This is a genomic window from Mycolicibacterium sp. XJ662 (genome assembly GCF_053484035.1).
In genome coordinates, this window is record NZ_JBEFTL010000003.1 from 413,707 (window position 1) to 427,971 (window position 14,265).

General features: G+C 66.4%; 14 protein-coding genes. 2 read left to right on the forward strand and 12 right to left on the reverse strand.

The features are described 5' to 3' along the window. Positions 1-12 precede the first annotated feature (12 nt). The 12 genes from ABQE93_RS12975 to ABQE93_RS13030 form a co-directional block, all read right to left on the reverse strand. Complete coding sequence (locus ABQE93_RS12975; protein WP_448407432.1) at positions 13-495, reverse strand: Rv1363c family protein; 483 nt, start codon at positions 493-495, stop codon at positions 13-15. After that, entirely contained in the window at positions 495-1,187 is a 693-nt protein-coding gene (locus ABQE93_RS12980; protein ID WP_448407430.1) for an Rv1363c family protein, read from the reverse strand. The genes ABQE93_RS12975 and ABQE93_RS12980 overlap by 1 nt, the downstream gene beginning before the upstream one ends. Further along, positions 1,188-2,939 carry a virulence factor Mce family protein gene (locus ABQE93_RS12985; RefSeq protein WP_448407429.1) on the reverse strand — a complete coding sequence of 584 codons (1,752 nt, stop codon included), beginning with the start codon at positions 2,937-2,939 and terminating at the stop codon, positions 1,188-1,190. Continuing rightward, complete coding sequence (locus ABQE93_RS12990) at positions 2,940-4,100, reverse strand: MCE family protein (RefSeq protein ID WP_448407428.1); 1,161 nt, start codon at positions 4,098-4,100, stop codon at positions 2,940-2,942. Next, positions 4,097-5,500 carry a virulence factor Mce family protein gene (locus tag ABQE93_RS12995; protein WP_448407426.1) on the reverse strand — a complete coding sequence of 468 codons (1,404 nt, stop codon included), beginning with the start codon at positions 5,498-5,500 and terminating at the stop codon, positions 4,097-4,099. Before ABQE93_RS12995 ends, ABQE93_RS12990 begins: the two co-directional genes overlap by 4 nt. Then, positions 5,497-6,555 (reverse strand): virulence factor Mce family protein, encoded by a 1,059-nt coding sequence (locus ABQE93_RS13000; protein ID WP_448407424.1) that lies wholly within the window; start codon positions 6,553-6,555, stop codon positions 5,497-5,499. Before ABQE93_RS13000 ends, ABQE93_RS12995 begins: the two co-directional genes overlap by 4 nt. Then, positions 6,548-7,585: an MCE family protein gene (locus tag ABQE93_RS13005; protein WP_448407423.1), complete on the reverse strand. Its 1,038-nt coding sequence runs from the start codon at positions 7,583-7,585 to the stop codon at positions 6,548-6,550. Before ABQE93_RS13005 ends, ABQE93_RS13000 begins: the two co-directional genes overlap by 8 nt. Positions 7,586-7,616: 31 nt before the next feature. Beyond that, positions 7,617-8,816 (reverse strand): MCE family protein, encoded by a 1,200-nt coding sequence (locus tag ABQE93_RS13010; RefSeq protein WP_448407421.1) that lies wholly within the window; start codon positions 8,814-8,816, stop codon positions 7,617-7,619. 10 nt (positions 8,817-8,826) lie between these two features. Beyond that, complete coding sequence (locus ABQE93_RS13015; protein WP_448407420.1) at positions 8,827-9,669, reverse strand: MlaE family ABC transporter permease; 843 nt, start codon at positions 9,667-9,669, stop codon at positions 8,827-8,829. Between the two features lie 28 nt (positions 9,670-9,697). After that, positions 9,698-10,462, reverse strand: coding sequence for an MlaE family ABC transporter permease (locus ABQE93_RS13020; RefSeq protein ID WP_448407419.1), 765 nt, complete (start codon positions 10,460-10,462; stop codon positions 9,698-9,700). A gap of 255 nt (positions 10,463-10,717) precedes the next feature. Next, positions 10,718-11,638, reverse strand: a complete 921-nt coding sequence (locus ABQE93_RS13025) for a 3-oxoacyl-ACP reductase (protein WP_448407417.1) — start codon at positions 11,636-11,638, stop codon at positions 10,718-10,720. A 13-nt stretch (positions 11,639-11,651) separates the two neighbouring features. Further along, positions 11,652-11,843 carry a ferredoxin gene (locus ABQE93_RS13030; RefSeq protein ID WP_448407415.1) on the reverse strand — a complete coding sequence of 64 codons (192 nt, stop codon included), beginning with the start codon at positions 11,841-11,843 and terminating at the stop codon, positions 11,652-11,654. A gap of 125 nt (positions 11,844-11,968) precedes the next feature. Here ABQE93_RS13030 and ABQE93_RS13035 point away from each other — a divergent pair, with 125 nt between their 5' ends. Then, positions 11,969-13,150 (forward strand): acyl-CoA dehydrogenase, encoded by a 1,182-nt coding sequence (locus ABQE93_RS13035; protein ID WP_448408030.1) that lies wholly within the window; start codon positions 11,969-11,971, stop codon positions 13,148-13,150. 12 nt (positions 13,151-13,162) lie between these two features. Next, on the forward strand, positions 13,163-14,263 hold the full coding sequence (locus ABQE93_RS13040) for an acyl-CoA dehydrogenase family protein (RefSeq protein WP_448407413.1): 1,101 nt from the start codon (positions 13,163-13,165) through the stop codon (positions 14,261-14,263). Positions 14,264-14,265: the final 2 nt, after the last annotated feature.

Here is a 14,265-nt window from a genome sequence, read left to right on the forward strand (position 1 = left end):
GGGGCAGGCCGCTCAGATCGGGGTGATGTACTCGATCAGCCACTTGCCGTCGATCTTTTGATAGTCGACGCGTAACCGGCTGCCGTCGTAGATCGGCTCCTCGGCTTTGTCGGTGATCGTCCGGTTCATGTACACCATCACCGACGCCGAGTCACGTTGTGCGTTCATCACCCCCACGCCGACCACGTTGGCCTGGCTGACCAGCTGCCGCTCCCGGGCCTGCGGGATGATGTCCTTGGCGGCGCGATCCTGAAACTCCTGGCGGTAGGCCGGGGTCAGCATCGGGTACACCTCGTTGAGGCTGCGCTCGACGGTCTGATAGTCGTAGCCGAAGACCTGCGGAATCTGCTTCTCCGCCAACGGGGCAAGCTCGGCACGGGCCGCTTGTTCACCGCGCAACTCCACCCGGTTCCAGTACATCGCGCCACCCACGCCGGCCAGCGCGACGAACGCGACCGCCAACAACCCACACAGCACACCGACCAGCCTGGGCATCAGTTGCCCCCGTCGGGGTACTTGAGGTCATAGGCCGTCATGTGGCCGTTGCCGTCCTCGTGCACAATCACCCGCAACCGGTACGGCTGCGACGGTTGGTTGTTGCCGTCGATGTCGGTCACGGTCACCCGGGCCGACACCAGCACCGCGGCATTGTCCGCGATCTCGTCGATCTTCTCCAGCGCCGCACCGTTGATCACCGTTTCCGCGCTGGCGTTGGTCTCCCGGAAAATCATCTTCAGGTTCTCGGTGTTGTTGCCCTCGGTCATCATCGCGCGCAGTGGGCCGCTGGTGCTGTTGACGAACCGTTCGACGCTCTGGTCGATGGTCTCCTGGTCGTAGCTGAACATGTTGACAACCAGTTGGGCGGCGGTGTCGACGAACCGCTGCTCTCGCGCGAAGACCGCCTCGGTGTCGCGCTGCTGGACGTACATCAGAACGGTCAACCCGACCAGGACCGTGACCGCTACCAACGCCGTGGCGGCGAAGATCGCGGCCACCGCCCCACGGTTCGGTTGACGCCGGGGCGGCGGACCGGGCGGCCGGGGCAGCCGAACCTTCATCGTGGGTGGCGCTTCGACGCGGACAGCCGTCGCCGTGGCACTACCGCTGGCCGGTCCGGCGGCGCGAGACGCGCGCCGACGCCTGGCGGGCCTCGGCGAATCTTCCGTCGAAGCCGTCTGTTCCGTCATCTACGCCTGCCTTGGAGCCAACATCAGATCAACCCAGTTCTCTGCTGGCGCCAGTGTGTCAGTTGCGTCCGCGAGCACGCCAGTTCCGCCGGCCGGATCGACGAACTTGCCGTCGTCGTCATAGGTGGTGAACTGCGCACCTGAGGCCATCGGCACCTCCGCGGGCAGCGGCGGGGCGTTCGGGGCCGGCGGCAGGGCGTTCGGCGCCGGCGGCGCAGGGGGCGGCGCACCGGGCGGCGGCGGGGCACCCGGCGGGGGCGGGGTTCTGCCGTACGGCGGCACCACGTGATCGGGTGGCGCGAAGAACGGCCACGCCGGCGGCAGGGTGGGCTGGACCTCGTTCGGTGGGGTCGGCAGCGGGAACGGCGCGTGCGGTGCCGGGCCGGGCCCGGGCGGAACACCCGGCGGCAGCTGCACCACCGGCGGCCCCGGATCCGGATCGACCTGCGGTGGGATGTACGGGAACTTGTTGGGCGGCAGGATGTTGCGGCCGATCTCGGTGGTGTCGTCCTCGCGGGTGTCCATCGGCGTGCCGACCGGGACCGGCGGCCCGCGCCACGGGTTGTTACCCAGCGGCACGAAACCCTTCGGGTCGCGGCAGAGTTGGACGGTCGGTGCCCGCTTACCCGGGTACTCCTGGCACGGGTAGTTACGCGCACCGCGCACCACGGTCGGGTCGTTGTGCGGGGTCTTGCAGTACAGATCCTTCGGCAGCTCACGAAGCGTCTCGTCGGCCGGTGAGCGCATCTGCGAGGGCGGGATGAACCCGGTCAGGCACGGCGGCGGATCCTGCAGGTGGATCTTGAAGTCGAGCTTGCCGCCCTCGTCGGCGGGCACCCCGCCGCCGACGGTCAGCAACGCCGCCATCAACGCCGGGAACACCACCAGGGCGTGCTCGATCGAATCGCGGTAGATCACCCCGATGCGGCCGAAGTTGGCCAGGTTGGCGGCCAGGATCGGAAACGACGGCCGGATGCCGCTGAACAGTTCGTTGGCCTCAGCCGTGGCGCCGGGCACCGTCTGCAGCGTGCTGCGCAACTGCGGGTCGGCGTTGGCGACCTCGGTGGTGAACCGGGCCAACCCGTCAGCGAGCGACCTGATGTCATCGCCGCTGCGGATCTGCGCATCCAGGAAGGGTCCCGCCTGGTCGATGAGTTGGTTGATCTGGCCGTAGTTGGCGTTGGCCTCGTCGATGAGAAGGCGCGCGGAGGTGATCAGCCTGGCCAGTTCGGGCCCGGACCCGTTGAACGCCTTGAACGTTTCGTCCAACAGGTCCTGCACCCTGCTGTCGTCGACGCTGGAGACCAGGGCCTGGGCTTCAGCCAGCAGGCCGGCGATGTCCTGGCCGACCGCAGTGCGCGACACGTCGATGTTGGCCCCGTTGCGCAGCTTGTCCTGCGACGCGTTCTCCGGAGGCACCAGGTCGACGTACTGCTCACCGACCGCCGAGACGCTCTTGACTGTCGCGGTGACGTTCTCCGGCACCGGCGTCCCGCTGTCCAGGCGCAGATGGGCGACCACGCTGTCGTCGCTCAGCCCCACCGACTCCACCCGGCCGATGGTCACGCCGCGGTAGGTGACGTTGGCGTTCTCGTAAAGACCGCCTGCCACAGCGAAGTTCGCCGTCACGTTGTAGACGCCGACGCCGAGTGCGGCAGGCACTCGCAGATAGAAGATCGATATCGCGCCGACGGTCAGCACCGTGACGATAGCGAAGATCCCGAGCTGGATTCGGGTGAGCCGGTCGACCATCTAGGACCCCGCCTCGTGCTGGGTCGCCGTCCCCGGCGGGATCTCGAACGGGTTGGCGGCCTGGCCGGACAGGTTCGCCAACGCCCCGGTGAGGAACTCTGGCGGGGTGATGATCTCGTGCATGCGCTTCATGTTCGGGTCGAGCCCCCACGAGGTGGTGAACACCGACTCGCCGGTGCGCCGCAGTGTCAGGTCGAAGGTCGTGTAGACGTTCAGATAGTCACCGCGCACCGCATTACGCAGGTACTTGTAGTGGAACGGGAAGGTCGGCAACAACTCCAGGTCCTTGATGAGAAAGTCGACGTTGTCGTTGAACGACTTGACCACCGGGTAGAGGTCGACGAAGTTGGCGGCGAAGTCGTCCTTGGTCTCCTGCAGGACGTGCGAGGCGACGGTGGCGAAGCTGCGCAGCGCGCCGAACGCGTCGACGATGTTGGCGCGGTTGTTGTTCAGGACGGTCAGCGCTTCGGGAAGGGTGTCGAGCGTGCGGCCGAGGCTGTCCTTACTGCGCGCCAGGATGCCCGCGAAGCGGTTCAGCCCCTCGGCGGCCGCGATGATGTCGCCGGTCTGTTCTTCCAGGGAGCTGGTCAGCTCGGCCAGCCGCGGGACCAGATTTTCGAAGCTGCCCTGCCTGCTGGCTACCGCGTTGTAGGTCTCCTCGGTGATGTCTTGCAGCGCACCGAGATTGCCCTTGTTGACCACGACGCCCAACGCGGACAGTACTTCCTCGGTGGTGGGATAACGCCCGGCGCGGTCGATCGGAATGTTGTCGCCGTTCGCCAGCTTCCCGACGCCGGGCTCGCCGACGGGTTCGGCCAACTCGATGTGCTGTGACCCCAGCAGCGAGGTCTGGGCCACCCGCACGACCGCGTTGGCGGGTAGTTCGACGTTGCTGTCCAGCGAAAGTTGGACCGCGGCGTAGAACGTGCCGTCAGAGCGCTGCACGGCGTCGATGCCCGACACGCTGCCCACGGTGACGTCGTCGACCTTCACCGGTGAGTTCTGCGGCAGCGTCGCCACGTCGGGCAACTCCACGGTGACCTCGTAGGAACCGGCGCCGTGGCCCGCGGTGCCGGGCATGTTCAGCGAGTTCAGACCGCCGTACTGACAGCCGACCAACAGCACGGCCAGCGACGAGATCGCCAACGCTCTGCGCATCATCGGCCCCCTGCCTCGGCGGGTAGCGATGCTTGCGGCCCATGGGCTTCCGGTGCGGCGGGCGCAGCTTCGGGTCCCCCGGCGTGCGACGACGAGGCACCGGTCGCAGCGTCGGGCGCGGGCGGCACGAACAGCGAGCTGAGGTCCATGTCGGCCGACACCGGCGGTGGTGTGACGCCCGGCGCCGGCTGCCACTGCAGATACGGCACCGGGGTCTTGGCCTTGGCCTCGGTTTCCGGTGTGTCGTAGATGATCTGGCCCTTGTAGGCGGTGATGCTGTTGATCGGGTGGAACATCACCGGCGGGTAGTTCATCGAGATGCGCTTGAACACCGGACCCATGCGCTGACGGCAGATCTCGGTGCGTTTGTAGTTGTCCGTCGACGCCCCGGCCTCGAACGTGCCGCCGCAGATGAACTGCACCGGGTTGGCGAAGTTCGGCAGGGTCAGCAGGCCGCCGACCGTGCCCTGGGCGGGGTTGTAGATGTTGTAGAAGTTCGAAAGGCCGTTGGGTGTGATGTGCAGAATCTGCTCGATGTCCTCACTGCGCTCGGTAAGCAGGCTGGTGAAGTCGGTCAGCTTGGTCACCTGATCGATCAGCGCCTGGTTGGAGTCGTCGAGGAACCCGCGCACGTCACCGAGCGCCTGATTGAGCGTGCCCAGCGTGTTGTCCAGGTCGGCGGAGCTGTCGGCGAGCACCTGCGACACAGAGGCGACGTGGTTGGAGAACTGCACGATCTGCTCGTTGCTGTTGGACAACGCGTCGACGAGCACCTGCAGGTTGCGGATGGTGCCGAAGAGGTCGGTGCGCGAGTCACCGAGCCGGCCCGCGGTCTGCGAGAGTTCCCGCAGCGCTTGGCGGAACGTGTCGCCGTTGCCGTCGAACGTGTCGGCGGCCTGGTTGACGAACTCGGTCAGCGGGCCCTGCACCGATCCCGGCTGCGGACCCAGTTGCGCGCTGAGCGCGGTGAGCTGTTCTTTGACGTCGTCCCATTCGACCGGCACCGCGGTGCGCTCCAGGCCGATCTGGGCGCCGTCGCCGAGTTCGGGACCGTCGGTGTATGCGGGGGTGAGCTGGATGAACCTGGCCGCCACCAGGTTCGGCGAGATGATGAGCGCCTTCGCGTCGGCGGGCACCTTGATGCCGTTGCGCAGGGTCATCGAGACCTTCACATCGTTGGCGCGCGGTTCGATCGAGTCGACCGTGCCCACCGGCACCCCGACGATGCGCACGTCGTCGCCGGGATAGAGGCCGATCGCCGAGGTGAAGTAGGCGGTCACCTTGTCGCCGGTGCGCGACGGCCACACCAGGTACACACCGGCGACCAGCGTCGCCGCCAGCAGCACGGCCAACGTCACCCGCAGCCAGCGGCTGCGTTCCAGAATCGGGTTCTCGTACGTCATGGTGACTTCGGCCTGATGATCAGTCGTTCGGAAATGTAGCCGCGCAGCATGTCGGACAGGCTGTCGGGCAGCTTGCCGGGCTGGAAGTAGACGTCCAAGAGCACCTCGGCAATCGGCGCGGGCGGCAGACCGTACAGGTTGATCTGGAAACCGGGCCCGGAACCGACCACCTCGCCCAGCGCCGTGGCATACGGAGGAAGCCGCTGAAGGGCCTGGCTGATGTGTTCGCGACGCTCGAGCAGGTTGTCCATCACCAGGTTCAGCTTCTCCAGCGCGGGCTTGAACTCGCGGCGGTTGTCGGCGACGAACCCCGAAAGTTGTTCGGACACATCGTCGATACCGGCGATCAGGTTGCTCAGCGCCTGGCGCTTCTCATCGAGCGCGGCGAACAGCAGGTTACCGTCGACGATGAGCTGGTTCACCTGCCCGGCCCGCTCCGCGAGCGTGTCGGAGACCCGTTTGGCGTGGCCCAGCAGTTGATCGAGGGCCTCGTCGCGTTTGTTGATGGTGCGCGACAGGTTGGCGACGCCGTCGAGGGCGCCGCGCAACTGCGGGGTGGCTTCCTGCAGCGAGTCGGTCAACGTCTGCAGCGCCTGCTCGAAGCGCGGCTTGTCCAGGTCACCGACGTTCTGTCCGAGATCCTGCAGCGCCGTGTTGAGCGTATAGGGAGTCGTGGTGCGGCCCAACGGGATCACCGTCGAGTCACCGCTGCCCTGGGGCGTCACCGCCAACGACTTCTCGCCGAGCACGGTGTCGGTCTTGATCGAGACCAGCGACTGGTCGCCGACCCGGACATCGCGGTCGACGGTGAAGGTCACCTTGGCCGCATCGCCCGCCAGCTCGACGCCGGTCACCTGACCGACCTTGATGCCCGACACGTTGACGTCGTTGCCGGGCGAAATCCCGCCGGCATCGCTGAAGTACGCCTCATAGGGTTTGCCCTGCGGCCAGAACGGCAGGCTGGTGTAGCCGAACGACACCAGCACCAAACACGTCACCAGGAAGATGCCGAAAATCCCCGTCCGCAAGGGGTTCGACTCGTCGGGTCTACTCATCGATCGGTGCACACCTCCCCTTGGACGGATCCGGCGGTCCACCCACCGGGATCAGGATGTCGCTACCCGCCGGGCCGTTGATCTTCAGCCGGGTCGAGCAGTAGAAGATGTTGAAGAACGAGCCGTAGGCGCCGAGCGCGTTGAGCCTCAGGTAGTTCTCGGCGAGCGGCTCGATGACTTTGTTGACGTCGGCCTTGCGCTCGTCGAACCGCTGGGCGAACGGGCGGACGTTCTCGATCACGCCCTGTACCGGTCGCCGTGACTGCACCAGCATGTCGGTGAGGTCGTTCTCGGCGGTGGCAAGCGGTTGGATCGCGCCGGCGATCGGGTCACGGCCTTCGGCCAGACCGGTGATGAGCTTTTGCAGTTGGTCGACGCTGGCGTTGAACTCGGCCCCCTTCTCGTCGACGGTGGCGAGCACGGTGTTCAGGTTGGTGATCACGTCGCCGATGAGCTGATCCCTGGCGGCGATGTCCTGGGTGAACGCGCTGGTGCTCGACAACAGGTTCGACAATGCGCCGCCCTGACCCTGCAGCAGTTCGATGACCGCGCTGCTCACCTCGTTGACCTTCTGGCCGTCGAGGCCCTTGAGCACCGGGCGCAGACCGCCGAGCAGTGCGTCGAGGTCCAGCGCCGGTTGGGTGTTGGTCTTCGGAATCGTCGCGCCCGCAGGAAGTTTCTTCAGCTCGCCGGGTCCGGAGGTGATCTCGAGATAGCGGTCGCCGACGAGGTTCTCGTAGCGCACCACGGCGCGGGTCGAGGTGTAGAGCTGGTAGCGCTCATCGACGTCGAACGCGACGTCGACGGTGTTGTCGGGGTTGAGCTTCACCTCGTTGACGTTGCCGACGGGCACACCCGCGATGCGCACATCCTGACCGGGCTTCAGCCGTGACGCGTCGGCGAACGTCGCGTGGTAGCCGGTCTCCGGCGCGAACCGGAATTCACCGAACACCACCACGAGCGCCCCCGCGACCAACAGCATCACCACGGTGAAGATGCTGACGTTGAGCAGCGTGCGGTCGCGCCTCATAAGCGTCGACTCCTCGCGCAAACGCTCGTCATTAGAAGTCGTCCCTCTCCGCGAACGCGCCGTTGAACAACCACTGCAGCGTCGAGGGCGCGTCGAACTGCACCTCGGTGTTCGGTTGGTACGGCACATAGGCGTTGTCGGTGACCAGGAACTTGGAGCGGTACCACGAGCCGCCGAACTGCTTGCTCGGAACGTTGGGCAGGCCACGGCAGTTGGGCCCGCCGGAGGCGTTCACGATCGGCAGGCTCTCGGGGTAGGTGTAGGCGGGCGAACCGGGAAGGAAGTTCGATGCGACGAACAGGCCCGGACGGATACCACCGATGACGGGTGCGAACCGGTCCACCGCCAGGGCCGTGCCCTCGAGGATGCAGCCGAACTCCGGCGAGTACTCGCCGGCCACGCTCAGCGGCGCACGCAGCCGCTGCATCGCGGCGATGTAGTCCTCTGCGCCCGGCTCGAGGGTGGCGGTGCCGTTGTTGGCCAGACCCGTCGCGGCGAGCAGTGTCGCGTTGAGGTTGTCCTGTTCGTCGACGATCGTGTTGCTGATCGCCGGGGCGTTGTCGAGGATGCGTGCCACGTCGGGGCCGGCGTCGCCGTAGATATTGGCCACCACCGCCGTCTTCTGCAGATCCTCCTGCAGCGTCGGCAGCTTCGGGTTCAGTTGCTCGAGATAGTAATTCAAGCCGGCCAGGGTAGCCCCGAGGTCATCGCCGTTACCGCGCAGCCCTTCCGCCAACGCGCTCAGCGTCGCGTTGAGGTGGATCGGGTCGATCTTCTGCAGCACGGCGTTCAAGGTCTGGAACAGCGTGTTGACCTCGAGTTGCACGTCCTTCGCGGCCACCGTCGCCCCGGGCTTGAGGTGTCCGACCGGTTCCTCGGGTGGCAGGAACTCGACGGCCTTGGCGCCGAAAACCGTTGTGCTACCGATGCGGACCGGAGCGTTGGACGGGATGTAGCGCATCTCGCTGCTGTCGATCGACAGGGTCAGCTTCGCTTCGTCCCCTGTGTACTCGATCTTTTCGACCTTGCCGATCTGCACACCCCGGTATTTCACCTTGGCGTCGAGTTCCATGACCAGGCCGGCCCGCGGCGATGTGACGCTCACGGTGTCAGTCGGTGTGAACGCGGCCGTGTAGGCCAGATAGGTGAAGACCGTGGCCGCCAACAAGATCGCAGCCAGGATCGCCGCAGCGATCCGTACGTGGCTGCGATTGGCGTCACCGTCTGACATCGAATCCCGCCTAACCCGAGAGGTTGAAGTTGCCGGACGCGCCGTACACGGCGAGTGAGATGAACAACGTGATCGTGACGACGACGATCAGCGACGTGCGCACGGCCTGACCCACCGCGATGCCGACGCCGACCGGGCCACCGGATGCGGTGTAGCCGTAGTAGGTGTGCACCAGCATCACCGCAACCGCCATCACGATGGCTTGTAGGAAGGACCACAACAGGTCCGTCGGTATCAGGAACGTGTTGAAGTAGTGGTCGTAGAGCCCCGCCGACTGGTCATTGATGAACACCGTCGTGAACCGGGCCGCGAAGAACGCCGCCAGCACCGACAGCGAGTACAGCGGGATGATCGCGATCAAGCCCGCCATCAGCCGGGTGGAGACCAGATACGACACCGAGTGCACGGCCATCGCCTCCACGGCGTCGATCTCTTCGGCCACCCGCATGGCGCCCAGCTGCGCGGTGGTGCCCGCGCCGATGGTGGCCGCCAGCGCGATGCCCGCGATCACCGGGGCCACGATGCGCACGTTGAGGAAGGCCGACAGGAACCCGGTCAGTGCTTCGATGCCGATGTTGCCCAGCGACGAGTAGCCCTGCACGGCGATCACGCCGCCGGAGGCCAGGGTCAGAAAGGCCGCGACGCCGACCGTGCCGCCGATCATCACCAGCGCGCCGGTGCCCATCGTCATCTCGGCGATCAGCCGCACAGTCTCCTTGCGGTACCGGGTGATCGCGTTGGGGATGTAGCGCAGCGTCTGACCGTAGAACAGCGCCTGTTCACCGAAGGCATCGACGACCCGTGGCACGCCGCGGAAGATCCGGCGGAAGCGAAGCGTTGCGTCGTAGCTCATGATTGTCTGTTCTTCCCGCGAGCGCCCGTCACCGTTCCAGCACCCGAACCCCGACAGCCGTCATGATCACGTTGATCACGAACAGACAGATGAACGCATAGACGACCGTTTCGTTGACCGCGGTGCCCACCCCCTTGGGGCCGCCCTTGACCGTCAGGCCGCGGTAGCAGCCGACCAGCCCGGCGACCACCCCGAACAACAACGCCTTGATCTCGGCCATGACGAGCTCGCCGAGCCCGGTCAGCACGGTCAGGCCGTTGATGAACGCACCGGGGTTCACGCCCTGCAGGAAGACGGAGAAGACGTAACCGCCGGACAACCCGATCAGGCAGACCAGGCCGTTGAGCATCAGCGCGACGAACGTCGACGCCAACACGCGCGGCACCACCAGACGCTGAATCGGGTCGATGCCCAGCACCCGCATCGCGTCGATCTCCTCGCGGATCGTGCGCGCGCCGAGGTCGGCGCAGATCGCGGTGGCACCCGCACCGGCCACCACCAACACCGTCACGACCGGGCCCAGCTGGGTGATGGTGCCGAACGCCGTACCGGCGCCCGACAGGTCAGCGGCGCCGATTTCGCGAAGCAGGATGTTGAGCGTGAACGCCACCAGCACGGTGAACGGTATGGCGACCAACAGGGTGGGCACCAGCGAGACCCGCGCGATCATCCACGTCTGCTCGAGAAACTCGCGGAACTGAAAAGGTCGCCGGAAGGTCTTGGCGAAAGTGTCGAACGACATTTCGACGAACCCGCCCACGGCCCGAGCCGGTGCCGCGAGCTGTTCGATCAACCTAGGCTCCTTTTCGGATAGGTGACTGCGGACTCTTTTGGCGAAGGATCCCGACGTCCTTGCCGCAGAGGTCCGCCCACCCCTGGTCTAAGCGATGCTCTTAGTGAGCCGGCTCATCCTAACTAGAACAAGTTCGCAGTGTCAAAGAACAGCAAAAACAGACCAAACTGTTATAAACCCGCTGGTCAGAAGCACTGTGACCTGCGTCATTGTAGAACGTGTTCTAGTGCGTGCGGCCCTTTCGTCGGCCCAGCCTCAGTCTGGCTGTTCCATCAGCTCCGTGGCCGAGAAACAGCGTCCGGGGTCGCGGTCAGCAAAGTAGTTTTGCAGCACCGACGACAATTCGGTGGCCTCCCATGCATCGGACTCCGCATTGAACCGAGCTTCGACGGTAGGCGCGGCCACCAGCGTCACCGTGGGACCGTAGACGATGAACAGCTGCCCGTTGACCCTTTCCGACGCCGGCGAAGCGAGAAATCGAACAAGCTTTACCACGTGCTCGGGCGACAACGGATCGACCTGATCTTCGGCGAGCTCGGGCGCCTCACCGAACACGTCGGCCGTCATCGCCGTGCGGGCCCGCGGCGCGATCGCGTTGGCGCGCACCCCGTAGCGCTCCAGCGCCCGCGCCATCGACAACGTGAGCGCGGTGATACCGGCTTTGGCCGCCCCGTAATTGGCCTGCCCGACCGGACCGACCAGCCCCGCCTCCGACGAGGTGTTGATGACCCGGCCATAGACGGACCCGTCGTTCTGCTTGGCTTTAGCGCGCCAATAGGTGGCCGCGTTGCGCGTCAGCAGGAAATGGCCGCGCAGGTGCACGGCGAGCACCGCGTCCCAGTCCTCGTCGGTCATGTTGAACAGCATCCGGTCGCGGGTGATGCCGGCGTTGTTGACGACGATGCTCAACCCGCCGAGCCCGTCGGCGGTTTCGACCAGCTCATCGGCCGTCGACCGCTCGGAGATGTCGCCGGCCACCGCGACGGCCTTGGCGCCCGCGGCGACGATCTCGTCGATGACGTCGGATTTGTCCAGCGCGGCGGCGATGTCGTTGACCACGACGGTCGCCCCGGCTTGGGCCAGGCCGATGGCCTCGGCGCGGCCCAGCCCGGCGGCCGCGCCGGTCACCACCGCGACGCGTCCGGACAGATCGGTTGCGGTTTGCTCGGTCGTCACTTAATGAATACCTCTAGTCTTGGCGTTTCAGGGCTGCGCGAGGGCATTCCTCGATCGCGCGCTCGGCCCTCTCCACATGATCGTCGGGCACCGGGTCCATTCTCACCACGGCGTAATCATCATCATCTAGCTCGAACAGTTCCGGGTCGATTCCCACGCAGATCGCGTTACCCTCGCACCGGTCCCGGTCCACTTCCACTCGCATGACAACCTCCTACCCCTCAGGCGTCTCCACCCTGGACCACCAGACTAGAACGTGTTACAACCGGAATTGGGCTCAGGGTGCACAGGCACCCAGACTACGGCGCGCAGATTAGTGAGGACGACGGAATGCGGATCGGCTACACCCCCGAACAGGAGGAGCTACGCCGCGAGCTGCGTGCGTACTTCACCAAGCTCATGACCCCCGAGCGCGCCGAGGCGCTGGCGTCCAACGACGGCGAGATGGGCCGCGGCAACGTCTACCGCGAGACCGTGGCCCAGATGGGCAAGGACGGGTGGCTGACGCTGAGCTGGCCCAAGGAGTTCGGCGGTCAGGGCCGCCCGCCGATGGACGGGCTGATCTTCAACGACGAGGCCGCCATCGCCAACGTTCCGGTGCCGTTCCTGACCATCAACAGCGTCGCGCCGACGATCATGGCGTTCGGCACCGACGAGCAAAAGAAGTTCTATCTGCCCCAGATCGCCTCGGGCGATCTGCATTTCTCGATCGGCTACTCGGAGCCGGGCGCAGGCACCGACCTCGCCGCGCTGCGCACCACCGCCGTGCGTGACGGCGACGACTACGTGATCAACGGCCAGAAGATGTGGACCAGCCTGATCGCCTACGCCGACTACGTGTGGCTGGCCGTGCGCACCAACCCGGATGCCAAGAAGCACCGCGGCATCTCGATGCTGATCGTGCCGACCACCGCCGAGGGCTTCTCTTGGACCCCGGTGCACACCATGGCCGGCGTGGACACCAGCGCCACCTACTACTCCGATGTGCGGGTGCCCGTCGCCAACCGGGTCGGCGAGGAAAACGCCGGCTGGAAGCTGGTCACCAACCAGCTCAACCACGAGCGGGTCGCGCTGGTGTCGGCCCAGCCGATCTTCCTGGCGCTGGACGGGGTTCGCGAATGGGCGCAGAACACCAAGGACATGCATGGCAACCGGCTGATCGACTCCGAATGGGTCCAGCTCAACCTCGCCCGGGTGCACGCCAAGGCCGAGGTGCTCAAGCTGATCAACTGGGAGCTGGCGTCCACAGAGGACGCCGCGCCGTCCCCCGCCGACGCATCGGCGGCCAAGGTCTACGGCACGGAACTGGCCACCGAGGCCTACCGGCTGCTGATGGAGGTGCTCGGCACCGCGGCCACGCTGCGACCGGGCTCCCCCGGCGCGCTGCTGCGCGGCCGCATCGAACGCATGCACCGCAGCTGTTTGATCCTGACCTTCGGCGGCGGCACCAACGAGATTCAGCGCGACATCATCGGGATGGTCGCGCTGGGCCTGCCCAGAGTGAACCGGTAAGGACGGCACCCAATGGATTTCAAGACAACCGAAGCTTCTGAGGATCTCGGCGGGCTGGTCCGCACCATCACCGACTCGGTGTGCACACCCGAGCACCAGCGCCACCTCGACGGCCTCGACGAACGTTTCGACCGTGATTTGTGGGCCAAGCTGATGGAGGCCGACGTGCTCTCGGCTGCCGCGCCGGATGCGGTGGGCGGCGGCGGTTTCGGCGTGCTGGAGCAGGTCGCGGTGCTCGTCGCGCTGGGTCGGCAGATGGCCGCGGTGCCCTACCTGGAGTCGGTGGTGCTCGGCGCGGGCGCGCTGGCGGCGTTCGGCTCCGAGGCACAGCAACAACAGTGGGCGGTGCCCGCGGTCAAGGGCGAGAAGATCCTGACCGTTGCGCTCGACGGCGAGATGGGCGAGGGTCCGGTCAAGGCGCAGCCCTCCGGGGACGGCGGATATCGGCTCACTGGGTCGCGCACGCAGGTGCTCTACGGGCCCGTCGCTGATTCGTTTCTCGTCCCGGCTGAAACAGACTCCGGAACAACGGTTTTCGTCGTGGCCGCCGATGACGCCGGGGTGACGGTCGAGTCGCTGGACACCACCGGCCATGGCAGCGTCGGGCATCTTGCGCTGCAGGGCGTGGAGTTGGGTGCCGATCGGGCGGTCGGCGGCGACGAGGTGCTGGCCTGGTTGACCACGCGGGCCTCGTTGGGCCGCAGCGCGTTCCAGCTCGGCGTGGTCGAGCGTGCGCTGGAACTCACCGCCGAGTACGCGCGTGAGCGTGAGCAGTTCGACCGGCCGATCGGTAGCTTCCAGGCGGTGTCGTCGCGGTTGGCCGACGGCTACATCGACGTCAAGGCGTTGCGGCTGACCGTGACCCAGGCGGCGTGGCGGCTCTCCGAGGGTCTTCCCGCCGACATCGACGTCGGCACCGCGGCGTTCTGGGCCGCCGAGGCCGGCCATCGCGTCGCGCACACCACGGTGCACGTGCACGGCGGCGTCGGCATCGACATCGACCACCCGGTGCACCGGTACTTCCTGGCCGCCAAGCAGATCGAGTTCGCGGTCGGCAGCGCGACCGGGCAGTTGCTGCGCATCGGCAGGGAGTTGGCGGACTCCCCGGCGTAGCC